The sequence below is a fragment of the Kerstersia sp. genome, from assembly GCF_052103615.1.
In the GTDB taxonomy this organism is placed as follows: domain Bacteria; phylum Pseudomonadota; class Gammaproteobacteria; order Burkholderiales; family Burkholderiaceae_B; genus Kerstersia.
In genome coordinates, this window is sequence record NZ_JBQEKA010000081.1 from 1 (window position 1) to 13,944 (window position 13,944).

Sequence of the window (13,944 nt, forward strand, 5' to 3'; positions counted from 1 at the left end):
CGGCTAACTATCTCTTTCCGGTTTTTTTTGCAGTGCTTTATCTGTTCCTATTCAGCCTGTATTGCAACCGGCCGGCGCAGAAATGGCGCTACTTTTTCCTGCTATGCCTGACAGGATTGCTGGCGGGCTGCTCGAATGAGAACACCGGCTGGGTGATGGTGGCGGCGACGCTGGCGGGGGCGGTTTACATGCATTGGCGGCATCAAGATAGGGCGGTCTGGCTGCTGTTGGTGCCGGTGTTGCTGGGATTCGGTGTCTTGTTGCTGAGTCCAGGCAATGCGGCACGCGCGGCCCATCCTGCTTTTGCCGAGTTTTATCAGACCCGTTTTCTTGAGCGCATATTGCGCTTCACTTTTTCAGGCGGCTTTCCTAAGTCGGTAGCGAAGCTTTTGCCGTTCTGGGGGGCTGCCGCGGTGTTGTTGGCCGTGGGGCGTCGGGCCGCATGGTCGCGCCCTTGCCGCTGGGCGGCCTTGATCGCGATGGCTTTCGCATTTGCCAGCGCTTATTCAATGGTCATGTCGCCAACGTTTCCCAGCCGAGCACTGAGTGGGCCCGTTTTCTTCATGCTGATTGCGGTTGCGTTTGCATATACGCCATTGGTCTCCAGCGCGGGCGGCGTCTTTTTGCGATGGCGCGTTGGATTCATAGCTGTGTCGGTGTTAGTGGCGTTGCTGGCTTATGTGGCACTGCTGTTTTCATATCAGCGTATTGCTTTGCAGGAAGAAGTGCGTTTGGCGCTGATCAAGCAAGCCGTGAGTAATGGCAGGTCGATTGCTGAGGTACCGGTATTTTTCTATCCGGCCTCCCTGCGCAATGGCGATGCGGTGGATTCCTATCACAACGAAATTGCAATGGGAGAGCATTACGGCATGAGCGAGATTCTGGCGGTGCCTCTGGATTACGACTACTCCGTGATACTCGATGGGGAAGGCTATCCCGCGCAGGCTGCGTCGCTCGGTGACACTCCTATATTTGATACGCTGTTTTCAGGACGCAGCAATATTCGCGGCGGAACGACTGCCGTCCTGGTTGGGCCGGAAATTCCTTCGGGAAATTTTGCAGATGCTCAGTTGCGCATAGTCTTCACGCTGCGTGATGGGCGGCAAGAGAGTCGGGCGATACCGTTTGTCCTGCATCCCGCGCCAGAGGGGCAGATGGCTGGTCTGAGGGTTCCGTTGGCCAAGGCTGATATCACGGGGCTGACTTATCAGGTGATTCTTGCCGACGGCACGGAAAGCACAATAAAGGGAAGCTTTGCGTTGCGATGACGCCCGCGTTCTATCACAGGGGTGACAGGGGGGGCAATAAGCCTCCCCTCTAAAAAGCCAGGAAACTTTACCGTTTTCTGGCTTTTTTAGATGGGGGCTAGCGTGGCTGCCGGTAGCCTTGCGTTTGTCTGCTGCCGTTACGCTATTCGCGATTTTTCTTCTGTGTTGCCGCGCGTGTTGCGAAGGCGATGATGGCCAGGCCGGCTGCGATCAGTGCAATCAGCGTGGCAGGGGAAATACTGCTTGCCGTGCTCTGGGCGCCAGCAGCCGGCTGCAGCGCGGCCCATAGGCCGGCGCCGGCCAGGGCGATGCCCAGGATGGTGCCCAGCCATTCAAGCCGGGCCAGCAGGCGTGACATGGGCACCGGGGAAACCGGGAAAATCCGCCGCAGATCGGCCAGGTACACGATGATATACGCGCAGCCGATCAGCACGCCGAGGCCATAGCCCAGGCTGTGGCGGAAAGTAAAGTAGGCCAGCACCAGTCCGCCCAGGCCAAGGACGGTCAGAAACGTATTGAAGAGGCCAAGGATAAAGGCGGGATAAGCGCTGAAATCCCGCACCTCGACAAAACCGCCAGGAATCATGAGGGCCAGGTTGAGTGTGGAGGCAAGCAGCAGTACGGTCAGCAGGGTATCAAGCATGCTATTGGGCCTGGGGATGTCGGGGCAGGGGGTAAGCAGGGGATAAGAAGCAGGGGCGGGCGAAGCGGAACGAAGGCTCCGTCAGCCCGGAGGGCCGCACCGGTGTTATCGCTCGTTCACGCCGATGATTTTGGTGTGGCTCAGGCAGTGCGCGGAAATTTTGTAATTGAAGACGATATAGCCTATGCCCAGTGTCAGGATGCTGATGATCGCCCAGAGGATGATATTTCCGATCATGCTGGCCAGGTCTATCGTGCAGACCAGACGGCCGACGCGCGCGCCCTGCGCATCATAGGCATAGGTTCGGCTGATGATGTATTTCTGCATGTAGTACGGAAATACGAAGAGGGCCAGGCCCAGTGTGACCAGGGTCAGCAAGACCCAGATTACGACATGCCCGATGACTTCCATGAAGCCGAGATCGGATTTCAGTTGCAGGGGCTGGAAGGCAGGGGTCATGGTGTATGGCCTGAAAGAAGAAAAAGGGCACTGGCAGTCTCGCCAGAGAAAGAGGATGGGTTTTGGCGGGGGCTGCTAGCGAGTGCGCTTGAACCGCCGCCTGAGCCTCCGTCAGAACCATCGCCCGAAATCCCGCCAGAAACCCCGCTAAAGAAGCGCTTCCCCGGCGCGCCGGGGCCAGGCCCCGACTGGCGCGAGGTTCAGGCTGCGACGGGGATCAGGGATTTCAATGCAACGCTGGCGTCCACGACGGTTTCAGGGGCGGGGCTGACGCCCAGCTCCAGCAGCTTGCGGCTGGTGACGTGATCCAGCGGCGCGTTGACCGATTCTACGCAAACCAGCACGCCGTTGACATAGTGGAACAGCGAGAATGACTCAGGTTTGGCGCCCTGGCGCCGCACGATCAGCTGGTCGTCCGTGCCGGGCGCGGGGGGCAAGCCGGCCATTTGCAGGCGCAGGCCGCCTTGTTCGGACCAGAACCAGGGCAGCGCCTTGTGTGCGGCGGGGGTGCCGGTCAGCGTGGCGCAGGCCGTCTTGGCCTGATCGTTGGCATTTTGCACCGATTCCAGGCGCAGCTGGCGCCCGGTGTAGGCTTCGTCGAAGCGGGTGCAGTCGCCTATCGCCAGAATGTCCGCATCGCTGCTGCGCATGTGGGCATCCACGATGATGCCATCGCTGCACGTCAGCCCAGCGGCTTCGGCCAAGGCGGTTTCTGGCACGGCGCCTATGCCGACGACCAGGACATCCAGCGGCAGGCGTTCGCCGCCGGCGGTCACCACCGCAGTGACCTTGCCATCCTGAATCTCGAAAGCGTCGGCGGTGGCGTCTGTGCGTATGTCCATGCCGTTGGTGCGGTGGCTGTTCAGCACGTGTTCCGACAATTCCGCCGATGCGGCGCGGCCCATCAGGCGTGGCGCCGCTTCCAGAACGGTGACTTGTTTGCCCTGGGCATGCGCGGTCGCCGCGATTTCCAGACCAATAAAGCCGCCGCCCAGGATCACGACACGTTGCGCTCCGGCCAGCAGGGCGCGCAGCCGTTCCGCGTCGGCCGCGTGGCGCAGGCTGGTGACGTTGCTGAGCGGTGCTTCCAGTGCGGGCAAGGTGCGCGCGCGGGTGCCGGTTGCCAGCACGAGGCGGTGCCAGGCGAGTTCGCTGCCGCTTTTCAGGCGCACCCGGCGGGCATTCCTGTCGATGGCCACGACGCTGTCACCAGCGATGACCTGTATGCCGGCCTGTTCGTACCAGTCGGACGGCCGGTGGGGCATGGGCTGCTCTTCAGCGGCCTTGAGAAAGGCTTTGGAGAGCGGCGGGCGGTGGTAGGGCAGCAGCGGCTCTTCGCAGATCAGGATGGTGCGCGCGCCCAGGCCAGCCTGAGACAGGCCGGCGCAGAGTTGCGCGGCGGCATGGCCGCCGCCGACGATGATGATGGATTCGGTTGCAGGTGTGCTCATGGGATCTTGCTGCCTCAGGCGCGCAGGCGGTCATATTGGCCGCGCACTTTGTCCAGGGTTTCGCGGAATTGCGCGACGCGCAGTTTTTCCTGTTCCACCACGGCCGCGGGCGCGCGGGCGACGAAGTTCTCATTGGACAGCTTGCTTTCCGCCTTGGTGATTTCGCCTTCCAGGCGGGCAATCTCTTTTTCCAGGCGGGCTTTCTCGGCAGCCACGTCGATTTCCACATGCAGCATCAGGCGGGCATCGCCGACGACCTGAACCGGTGCGCCGAGGTCGGGCAGGGCAGTGACGATTTCCACGCCGCTCAGCTTGGCGAGCGAAGCCAGGTAGGGGCGCTGGATTTCCAGCGTTGCGGCGTCACCTTCCGCCAGCAGCGGCACGCGTTGCGCGGGCGACAAATTCATTTCGCCGCGCAGCGCGCGTACGGCTTCGATACGGGCCTTGAGCGCCTCAATGGCCGCTTCGGCTTCCGCATCCTGCAGGCTGGCGTCGGCCAGCGGGTGCGCCTGGATGCTGATGCTGGTTTCCTCGCCCTCGGCGCGCACGCCGGCGGCGACGGAGACGCGCTGCCACAGCTCTTCGGTGATGAAGGGCATGATGGGGTGGGTAATGCGCAGCAGGCTGTCGAGCACATGCAGCAGGGTGTCGCGGGTGGCCTGGGCCTGCTCCGGCGTGCCTTGCTGAATCTGCACTTTCGAGAGTTCCAGATACCAGTCGCAGTACTCGTTCCAGGCGAACTGGTAGATGGCGTTGGCGATATTGTCGAAGCGGTAGCCGGCATAGCCTTTTTCGACTTCGGCGGCCAAGGTTTGCAGGCGGCTCAGAATCCAGCGGTCGGCAATGCTGAGCGCGGCGCGATTCGCGGGCGCCCCGGCCTGCGCGACCTGATGGCCTTCGGTCTGCATCAGCACGAAGCGGGTGGCATTCCACAGCTTGTTGCAGAAGTTGCGATAGCCTTCGCAGCGTTTCAGGTCGAAATTGATGTTGCGGCCCAGCGTGGCATAGGCGGCCATGGTGAAGCGCAGCGCATCGGCGCCGTAGGCCGGAATGCCGTCAGGGAATTGCTTGCGCGTTTTCTTTTCGATGTCGCCGGCTTGCTTGGGGTTCATCAGGCCGAAGGTGCGTTTCTTGAGCAGGCCTTCGAGGTCGATGCCGTCGATCAGATCGACAGGGTCCAGGGTGTTGCCCTTGGACTTGCTCATTTTCTGGCCGTCGGCATCGCGGATCAGGCCGTGCACATAGACATCATTGAACGGCACTTTGCCCGTCAGGTGCGTGCTCATGATGACCATGCGCGCCACCCAGAAGAAAATGATGTCAAAGCCTGTCACCAGCACGCTGGAAGGCAGGTAGCGCTGAATATCGGGCGTGTCTTCGGGCCAGCCGAAGGCGGTGAAGGGCACCAGCGCGGACGAGAACCAGGTGTCCAGAACATCCTGGTCGCGCGTCAGCGCGCCTTGCACACCAGCGGCGCGGGCCTGGGCGTAGGCATCTTCTTCGCTGTGGGCGACGAACAATTGGCCGTCTTCGGCGTACCAGGCGGGAATCTGGTGGCCCCACCACAGTTGCCGGGAAATGCACCAGTCCTGGATGTTTTCCAGCCACTGATAATAGGTCGTGGTCCAGTTGTCCTGGAAGAACTTGATATCGCCGTTGCGCACCACGTCCAGCGCCACTTCGGTGATGCTCTTGCCTTCATGGCTGGAGCCTGCGCCGGCAGGCTTGCTCATGGCGACAAACCACTGGTCGGTCAGCATGGGTTCCAGCACGACCCCGGTGCGGTCGCCCTTGGGCTGCATCATCTTGTGGCTGTCGATACAAACCAGCAGACTCTCGGCTTCCAGCGCCTTGACGATGGCATCGCGGGCCTCGTAGCGGTCCATGCCGCGGAAGGCGGCGGGCGCATTGTCATTGATGCGGGCGTCAGGCGTCAGGATGGAAATCAGCGTCAGGCCATGGCGCTGGGCGCAGGCGTAGTCGTTGAAGTCGTGCGCGCCCGTGATTTTCACGCAGCCGGTACCGAATTCACGGTCAACGAAGTCATCGGCAATGATGGGAATCTGGCGGCCGGTCAGGGGCAGGTTCAGCGTTTTGCCGATCAGGCCGCGATAGCGCTCATCTTCCGGATGCACCGCCACGGCATTGTCGCCCAGCATGGTTTCGGGGCGGGTGGTGGCGACCGTCAGTCCGGCCAGCGTCACGCGGTTGCCGTCCTTGTCGGTAATGGTCTGGGGGCCATCGGCGAACGGGTAGAGGATGTGCCACAGGTGGCCGTCCGTTTCTTCGGAAACCACTTCCAGGTCGGAAACCGCGGTCAGCAGTTTGGGGTCCCAGTTCACCAGGCGTTTGCCGCGGTAGATCAGGCCTTCGCGGTACAGGCGCACAAAGGTTTCCAGGACGCCCTTGGACATCTGCTCGTCCATGGTGAAATATTCGCGTTCCCAGTCGGCCGAGGCGCCCAGGCGGCGCACCTGGTTGGTGATGGTCGTGCCGGACTGGTGTTTCCATTCCCAGACTTTTTCCAGGAATTTTTCCCGGCCCAGGTCGTGGCGCGATACCTTCTGCGCATCAAGCTGCCGTTCGACGACGATTTGCGTGGCAATACCGGCGTGATCGGTGCCCGGAATGAATGCCGTGTCGTAGCCGCGCATGCGGTGGTAGCGCACCAGCCCGTCCATGATGGTCTGGTTGAAGGCGTGGCCCATGTGCAGCGTGCCCGTCACGTTGGGGGGCGGGAAGTGGATCACATAGGGCTTGCCGGTGGCTTGCGGGCCATGGACATGCTGGCCGGAACGGAATAGATCCAGGCGGCTCCAGGTGTCATACCAGCGGGCTTCGATATCCGCCGGTTCGAAGCTTTTGGGCAATTCGTTTTGGGAAGCAGTGTCGGGAGTGGAAGAATCGGTCATACCAGTTTCAGCGTTGCGCCTTGTCGTGCGGCGCGATAAGGATGATGCCTGAGGCCCCGCCAGCGCATTGCGGGCTGGCGGGGCCTTCGGGAAATCAGCGTGTTTATGTTCAGCGTATTCGGTACGGTTGCCCGTTACCTGGGGCGATGCGGGCCGTTTCCGGGCCCAATCACGCCAGCCGCGGGCGCCGCCTGTTCCGAGGCTGGCGTCCGCCAAGCCTTGCCAGGCCCAGGGGAACCCATTTCTACCCTTGCAATCTAACATTTTAAGGTGTATCCCGCCATGGCTGCATGTTAGAATGCCGGGTTGCTGTAAAAAGCCCGGAACATCTATGCCTGCTGTGTTGCTGCCTGGATCGCCGAGGTTTACGGCGCCAGCCCTGGCGCTTGCAGCAGCAGACGGCCGCCCTGGCCTGTAGTCCGGGTGACGGGTGCGCTGTTGACTTCCTTTTCCGATTTTTCAATACGCCTTCCCCCTGGAGTATTCTGATGGCTATCGAACGCACCCTGTCGATTATCAAGCCCGACGCCGTGGCCAAAAACGTGATCGGCCAGATCATCGCCCGCTTTGAAAAAGCTGGTCTGAAGATTGTGGCTGGCCGCCTGGCCCAGCTGTCGCGCGCCGACGCCGAGCGTTTCTACGCAGTGCACAAAGAGCGTCCTTTCTTCAAAGATCTGGTTGATTTCATGATCTCCGGTCCCGTGTTCGTGCAAGTTCTGGAAGGCGAAGGCGCCATCCTGAAGAACCGTGACCTGATGGGCGCGACCGACCCCAAGAAGGCAGAAGCCGGCACCATCCGCGCCGACTTTGCTGAAAGCATCGACGCCAACGCTGTCCACGGTTCCGATGCACCGGAAACCGCTGCTGTTGAAGTGGCTTTCTTCTTCCCCGAAATCAACATCCACAGCCGTTGATTTCATTAGCTCGCCGGCGCCGGTGCTGTCCCGACGCCTGCGGGCGCAGACTGGCACGAGGCGATCATGAGCACCAGCCCAGGCATTAGCCGCACTTCATCCGATACGCCGGAAATTTCCGGCGCGCAGCGTCCCCAGGCCCAAGGCCAGGCCGGACGCGAGGCGCGGCCTGCGGCTGGCGCTGCGGCCACCGAGGCCGGGCGGATCAATCTGCTGGGCCTGGCGCCTCGGGATTTGACCCAACAGGTCGAACAATGGGGCGGCAAGCCGTTTCGTGCCAAACAACTGCTGCGCTGGGTTCACCAGCGCGGCGTTGGCGAATTCTCCGCCATGAGCGATCTGGCGAAGGATTTCCGCCAGCAACTCGATGCCAGCTGCGATATCGCGGCGCCTGGCGTCGTGACCGAACAACGTTCTTCCGACGGCACACGCAAGTGGCTGTTCGATGTCGGCAGCAACAATGCTGTCGAGACGGTATTCATTCCCGAGGATGACCGGGGCACGCTGTGTATTTCCAGCCAGGCCGGCTGTACGGTGGCCTGTCCCTTCTGCTCCACCGGTTATCAGGGTTTCAACCGCAACCTCACCACGGCCGAAATCATCGGCCAGCTTTGGCATGTGCGCCGCGTCCTGGATGCGGATCGCGGTACGGCGCGGCTGGGTGACGGGGCGGAGGTGGATCCCACCCGCGTGGTCAGCAACGTGGTCATGATGGGCATGGGCGAGCCGCTGCTGAATTACGACCAGGTGGTAGGGGCCTTGCACCTCATGCTGGATGACAACGCCTATGGCTTGTCGCGGCGCCGCGTGACGGTATCGACCTCCGGCGTGGTGCCGATGATGGACCGTCTGTCGCGCGATTGCCCCGTGGCCCTGGCGGTGTCGCTGCACGCGCCCAACGATGCGCTGCGCGATCGTCTGGTGCCGCTGAACAAGAAGTACCCGCTGGCGGAGCTGCTGGATGCCTGTAACCGGTATCTGGAGTTCGCGCCGCGTGATTTCGTGACTTTCGAGTACGTCATGCTCGACGGGGTCAACGATACTGATGACAATGCCCGGGAACTGATCCGTGTGGCGCGTCAGGTGAAGTGCAAGTTGAATCTGATTCCTTTCAACCCCTTCCCGCAGTCCGGACTGAAGCGTTCTTCCGCCGCGCGTGTGAAGGCGTTTGCCCAGCGCCTGATGGATGCAGGGGTGATCGTCACGGTGCGCAAGACCCGCGGCGATGATATTGATGCGGCTTGCGGTCAGCTGGCCGGTGATGTGAAGGATCGCACCCGCCTCAAGGAGCGCCGTGTGCGCCAGGGCGATGTGTCGATTCCCATTGTGGAGTTGCGTGCATGAACGCGGTGGTCATGGATGAACTAGGCGGTATGCCGGGTGTCGCATTGCGGCGCGCCCGGGAAGCCCGGGGTTTGACCCTGGAAGAGGTGTCGGCCCATATCCGTTTTTCCGTGGCCCAGTTGCGCGCGCTGGAATCCGGGCACTGGAATGCCCTGCCCAAAGGCTTGCCGCTGCGTGGTATGGTCAAAGCCTATGCGCGCCAGGTTGGCCTGCATGAGCAGGACCTGCTAGATAGTCTGGCGCCAGGCGAACGGCCTGGCCAGGGGCTGGCGCGAGCATTTGCCGTAGCGGATCCGCTGGTCGCCGATCCGGCGCGCCGTGGCGGTTCCACCGTGCTGTGGCTGCTGGCGCTGGTAGTGGTGGGCCTGGCGGCCGCATTGCTGGCCTATTGGCAGGGCTGGCTGGTTTTTGAATGAACTGACGCTGAATGCAGCGAGACACAATGCAAACAGGCGAAACCTCCCTCATGACGACGCAGCCCTATCCCATGGGCCCGGGGACGCGTCGCGAGACCCGGCAGGTCAATGTTTCCTGGAAAGGGCAGCAGGTGCTGGTCGGCGGCGGGGCGCCGGTGGTGGTGCAGTCCATGACCAACACCGATACGGCCAATGCCATCGAAACCGCGATCCAGGTCAAGGCGCTGGCGCAGGCCGGCTCCGAAATGGTGCGGATTACCGTGAATACGCCGGAGGCCGCGAAAGAGGTGGCTGCGATCCGCGAGCACCTCGACCGCATGGGCGTGAACGTGCCCCTGGTCGGCGATTTCCATTACAACGGTCACAAGCTGCTCACGCAATATCCTGAGTGCGCGCAGGCTTTGTCCAAGTACCGCATCAATCCCGGCAATATGGGCGGGGGCAAGAAGCGGGATGACAACTTCGTGCAAATGATCGAAGTGGCCTGCAAGTACGATAAGCCGGTGCGCATCGGCGTGAACTGGGGAAGCCTGGATCACGAGCTGATGGCGCGCATGATGGACGAAAACAACCGCCGCGCCACACCCTGGGAGGCCCAGGCCGTCATGCGGGATGCGCTGGTGATTTCTGCCATCAGCAATGCCCGCCGCGCCGAGGAAATCGGCTTGCCCGGCAATCGCATCATCCTGTCCTGCAAGGTCAGCCATGTGCAGGATCTGATCGCGGTGTACCGGGATCTGTCCTCGCGTTGCGATTACCCCCTGCACCTCGGGCTTACCGAAGCCGGCATGGGCAGCAAGGGTATCGTGGCTTCGACGGCGGCGCTGTCAGTGCTGCTGCAGGAAGGCATAGGCGATACGGTTCGTATTTCCCTGACGCCTGAGCCTGGCGGCGACCGCACCCGCGAAGTCATCGTGGGGCAGGAAATCCTGCAAAGCATGGGCTTGCGGGCCTTTACGCCCATGGTGGTGGCCTGCCCCGGTTGCGGGCGCACCAGCAGTACCTTCTTCCAGGAACTGGCCGATAGCATCCAGGCTTATCTGCGCAACCAGATGCCGATCTGGCGCGCCCGCTATCCGGGTGTGGAAACCATGAATGTGGCCGTGATGGGCTGTGTCGTGAATGGCCCCGGCGAAAGCCGTCATGCCGATATCGGCATCAGCCTGCCGGGGACGGGGGAAGTGCCCTCCGCGCCGGTATTTGTCGATGGCGAGCGCACCGTGACACTCAAAGGCGCGACCATTGCCCAGGAGTTTCAGGCGATCGTCGAGGAATATGTCGAGCGTCGTTATGGCCACGCCGCCACGCCGTCCGAAAACAAGTAAACTGGCCGCCGTGCCCTGGCCCGCTGGCTGGCCGGGGCGCGGAAACCTCTAGAAAAACGATATGACCCAGGCATTTCAGAAAGTCACCGCGATACGCGGCATGAATGATTTGCTTCCGGACGCAAGCGGGCGCTGGGAAGCTTTGGAAGAAACAGTCAGGCAGTGGCTGCATGCCTACGGCTACCGCAATATGCGTACGCCTGTGCTGGAGCAAACGCGCCTGTTCACGCGGGGCATCGGTGAAGTCACGGATATCGTCGAGAAGGAAATGTACACCTTCACCGATGGCCTCAATGGCGATTCGCTGACTTTGCGCCCCGAAATGACGGCAGGCATCGTGCGCGCCGCTATCGAACACAATTTGCTGTACGAGCGTCCGCAGCGGGTGTATTCGCTGGGCCCGGTCTTTCGTCATGAGCGTCCGCAGCGCGGGCGCTATCGGCAGTTCCACCAGATCGACGTGGAAGCGCTGGGCTTTGCCGGGCCGGATATCGACGCCGAATTGATCGTCATGCTGGCGCGGCTCTGGAAGATTCTCGGCCTGCAGTGCATGCGGCTGGAACTGAATTCGCTGGGCGCGCCGGCAGAGCGCGCGGCGCACCGTGAGGCGCTGATCAAGCACTTGGAGCAGCACAAGGATATTCTCGATGAGGATGGCCTGCGCCGCATGTACGCCAATCCCTTGCGTGTCCTGGATACCAAGAATCCTGCCATGCAGGAAATGGCCAATGCCGCGCCCAAATTGTTCGATTTCCTGGGCAGTGACTCGCGGGCGCATTTCGATGGCGTGGTCGCGCGCCTGGAAGATGCTGGCATCGCTTACACGCTCAATCCCCGTATGGTGCGCGGCCTGGATTACTACAATGGCACGGTGTTTGAATGGATCACCGACCAGCTGGGCGCCCAGGGCACGGTCTGCGGCGGCGGCCGTTATGATGGCCTGATCAGCCTGCTGGGCGGCAAGCCTGCGCCTGCGATTGGTTTTGCCATCGGCATGGAGCGCTTGCTGGATCTCTGGGGGCAAACGGGGGAGCAGGAACAGCCCGAGTGCGATATTTATGTTGTCCATCAAGGCGATGCGGCCCAGCGTGCCGCAGCGCAGGTGGCGGAAACTTTGCGTGATGCCGGATTGTCTGTGATCGTGCATGCCGGTGCTGCGGGCTTCAAGTCCCAGTTCAAGCGTGCCGATGCCAGCGGCGCGCGTGCCGCGGTTATCCTGGGTGAAGAAGAAGTCTCGGCCCGCGTTGCCAGCGTGAAGTGGCTGCGCGCCGATGAGCAGGGCAACACGGCGCCGCAACAGCAGGTGGCGTGGGACCAATTGTCGCAATATCTGGTAAGCAAGGCTTAAGGGCATCATGGCATACGATCTGGACGAACAGGAACAAATTGACTCGCTCAAGGCGTGGTGGTCGCGCTATGGCGTGATGGTGCTGGCCGTGGTGTTTATCGCCGCCGCCGCCTTTGCCGGCTTCCGTGGCTGGCAGTGGTATCAGCACAGCAAGGTCACTCAGGCCATGGGTTACTTTGAGGCCCTGGAACTGGCGGTTCAAAACCCCGGCCCGGATTCGGCCGCACGCATTGCGGCGGCCAGCGAAAGCCTGCGCACCGAGTTCGCCGGCACTGGCTACGCCGCGCGCGGCGGCCTGGTGGCAGCCGATGGCCTGATCGCCTTGCAGGACCCTGATGGCGCGCGCCGCGAGCTGGAATGGGTCGCGACCGGCAGCGGTGATCAGGCGCTGGCGCCTGTGGCCCGCCTGCGCCTGGCGGGTCTGTTGATGGATCAGTCCAAATATGACGAAGCGCTGGCTCAGCTGGCGAACCCGCCGGCGGCATTCACGGCGCTGTATGAAGACCGCCGCGGCGACATTCTGTTTGCCCAGGGCAAGGTGGAAGAGGCAGGCAAGGCCTGGGGCCAGGCCCGTGCAGGCTTGAAGGAAGACGATCCGCTGATCGGTTATCTCAAACTGAAGATTGATGCCTTGTCTGGAGGTCAGTCCTGATGCTGCCGCGTAAATTCCGCCGTTTGCCTTTTGCCGCCGTCCTGGCGGCCAGCCTGTTTCTTGGCGCCTGCGCATCTTCGGATGACCGCTATGAGCCTGCCAAACTGACGTCCTATACGCCGGGCGCGACGATTTCCACCGTCTGGAGCGTGGATATCGGCAGCGGCGGCGGCAGCGGCTTTGTGCCTGCCATCAGCGGTGATGCCGTCTATGCGGCCACACCCGGCGGCACGGTATCCAAAGTGGATCTTTCTTCGGGCCGGGTCATCTGGAGCAACCGGGTGGCGCGCCAATTGTCTGCCGGGGTCGGGACGGACGGCCAGGTGGCTGTGGTTGTGACGCCCGCGGGCGAGATTATTGCCCTGGATAGCGAAGGGCAGGAAAAGTGGCGGGCCAAGGCCAGCAGCGAAGTACTGATTCCGCCTGTGGTGGATGGCGGCTATGTCGTGGTCCGCAGCGGCGATTACCGTATCCAGGCATTCAATGCCGATACGGGGGCGCGGCTCTGGAGCGTGCAGCGTCCGGGGCCGGCGTTGGCGCTGCGCGCCCCGACCCAGATGATTCTGGTGGATGGCTTGCTGATTACCGGCATGCCTGGCGGCAAGATGCTGGTCATCAATGCCGCGACCGGCAACGTGCAGTGGGAAGGGACGGTCGCCACGCCCAAGGGCGCGACCGATCTGGAGCGCGTGACCGATGTGGTGGGCCAGCCCCAGGTAGTGGGCGCTTTGCTTTGCGCTGCCGCGTATCAGGGCCGGGTGCTGTGCTTTGATGTCTCGCAGGGCGGCCGTATCGTCTGGAGCAAGGATTTCTCCAGCGCCTCCGGGGTGTCTGTGGACGACCGCCTGCTGTTTGCCAGCAGCCAGAATAGCGAAGTCTTCGGCTTCATGCTGGAGGATGGCACCACGCTGTGGCATCAGGACGCCTTGCGCAATCGTGGTCTGACGGCGCCCCAGGTTAAGGGGGGCGTCGTGGCCGTCGGTGATTATGACGGCTATGTGCATTTTCTCGACCGCGCCGATGGTCATCTGCTGGGCCGTGTGAGCCTGGGCGGTGGCGCGATTGTTTCTCCTTTGCAGGCCAGTTATGCCGGCGTGCTGGTGCAGACCGGCAATGGCAAACTGAGCTTGCTTTCAGTGAATTGATATAACGTGTCGATCAAACCTGTCGTAGCCCTGGTCGGGCGCCCCAATGTTGGCAAATCGACCCTTT

13 protein-coding genes are annotated in these 13,944 nt (G+C 62.2%); 9 read left to right on the top strand and 4 right to left on the bottom strand.

The window, feature by feature from the left end:
- Window positions 1-1,268: DUF6056 family protein (locus ACTJGZ_RS13340; protein ID WP_441663403.1), on the top strand; the 1,268-nt coding region annotated here is incomplete at its 5' end.
- 142 nt (window positions 1,269-1,410) lie between these two features.
- Here ACTJGZ_RS13340 and ACTJGZ_RS13345 read toward each other — a convergent pair.
- The 4 genes from ACTJGZ_RS13345 to ACTJGZ_RS13360 form a co-directional block, all read right to left on the bottom strand.
- Window positions 1,411-1,911, bottom strand: a complete 501-nt coding sequence (locus ACTJGZ_RS13345; protein WP_441663404.1) for a hypothetical protein — start codon at window positions 1,909-1,911, stop codon at window positions 1,411-1,413.
- Between the two features lie 105 nt (window positions 1,912-2,016).
- On the bottom strand, window positions 2,017-2,370 hold the full coding sequence (locus ACTJGZ_RS13350; protein WP_441663405.1) for a DUF6693 family protein: 354 nt from the start codon (window positions 2,368-2,370) through the stop codon (window positions 2,017-2,019).
- A 200-nt stretch (window positions 2,371-2,570) separates the two neighbouring features.
- Entirely contained in the window at window positions 2,571-3,821 is a 1,251-nt protein-coding gene (locus ACTJGZ_RS13355; protein ID WP_441663406.1) for an NAD(P)/FAD-dependent oxidoreductase, read from the bottom strand.
- 14 nt (window positions 3,822-3,835) lie between these two features.
- A complete protein-coding gene (locus ACTJGZ_RS13360) occupies window positions 3,836-6,733 on the bottom strand; it encodes a valine--tRNA ligase (protein ID WP_441663407.1) in 2,898 nt (965 codons plus the stop codon).
- A 488-nt stretch (window positions 6,734-7,221) separates the two neighbouring features.
- On the opposite strand from ACTJGZ_RS13360, the gene ndk reads away from it, so the two are divergent.
- From ndk to ACTJGZ_RS13400, 8 genes are all read left to right on the top strand, one after another.
- Complete coding sequence (ndk, locus tag ACTJGZ_RS13365) at window positions 7,222-7,647, top strand: nucleoside-diphosphate kinase (RefSeq protein ID WP_441663408.1); 426 nt, start codon at window positions 7,222-7,224, stop codon at window positions 7,645-7,647.
- 66 nt (window positions 7,648-7,713) lie between these two features.
- Window positions 7,714-8,991 (top strand): 23S rRNA (adenine(2503)-C(2))-methyltransferase RlmN, encoded by a 1,278-nt coding sequence (rlmN, locus tag ACTJGZ_RS13370; protein WP_441663409.1) that lies wholly within the window; start codon window positions 7,714-7,716, stop codon window positions 8,989-8,991.
- On the top strand, window positions 8,988-9,407 hold the full coding sequence (locus ACTJGZ_RS13375; RefSeq protein WP_441663410.1) for a helix-turn-helix domain-containing protein: 420 nt from the start codon (window positions 8,988-8,990) through the stop codon (window positions 9,405-9,407). The genes rlmN and ACTJGZ_RS13375 overlap by 4 nt, the downstream gene beginning before the upstream one ends.
- A 50-nt stretch (window positions 9,408-9,457) precedes the next feature.
- Window positions 9,458-10,732: a flavodoxin-dependent (E)-4-hydroxy-3-methylbut-2-enyl-diphosphate synthase gene (ispG, locus tag ACTJGZ_RS13380; protein ID WP_441663411.1), complete on the top strand. Its 1,275-nt coding sequence runs from the start codon at window positions 9,458-9,460 to the stop codon at window positions 10,730-10,732.
- Between the two features lie 61 nt (window positions 10,733-10,793).
- Window positions 10,794-12,080 (top strand): histidine--tRNA ligase, encoded by a 1,287-nt coding sequence (gene hisS, locus ACTJGZ_RS13385; RefSeq protein ID WP_441663412.1) that lies wholly within the window; start codon window positions 10,794-10,796, stop codon window positions 12,078-12,080.
- Between the two features lie 7 nt (window positions 12,081-12,087).
- The gene (locus ACTJGZ_RS13390; RefSeq protein ID WP_441663413.1) at window positions 12,088-12,732 is read left to right on the top strand and encodes a YfgM family protein; all 645 of its coding nucleotides are present in this window, start codon (window positions 12,088-12,090) and stop codon (window positions 12,730-12,732) included.
- Window positions 12,732-13,877 carry an outer membrane protein assembly factor BamB gene (gene bamB, locus ACTJGZ_RS13395; RefSeq protein ID WP_441663414.1) on the top strand — a complete coding sequence of 382 codons (1,146 nt, stop codon included), beginning with the start codon at window positions 12,732-12,734 and terminating at the stop codon, window positions 13,875-13,877. The genes ACTJGZ_RS13390 and bamB overlap by 1 nt, the downstream gene beginning before the upstream one ends.
- A gap of 6 nt (window positions 13,878-13,883) precedes the next feature.
- Window positions 13,884-13,944: GTPase (locus tag ACTJGZ_RS13400; protein WP_441663415.1), on the top strand; the 61-nt coding region annotated here is incomplete at its 3' end.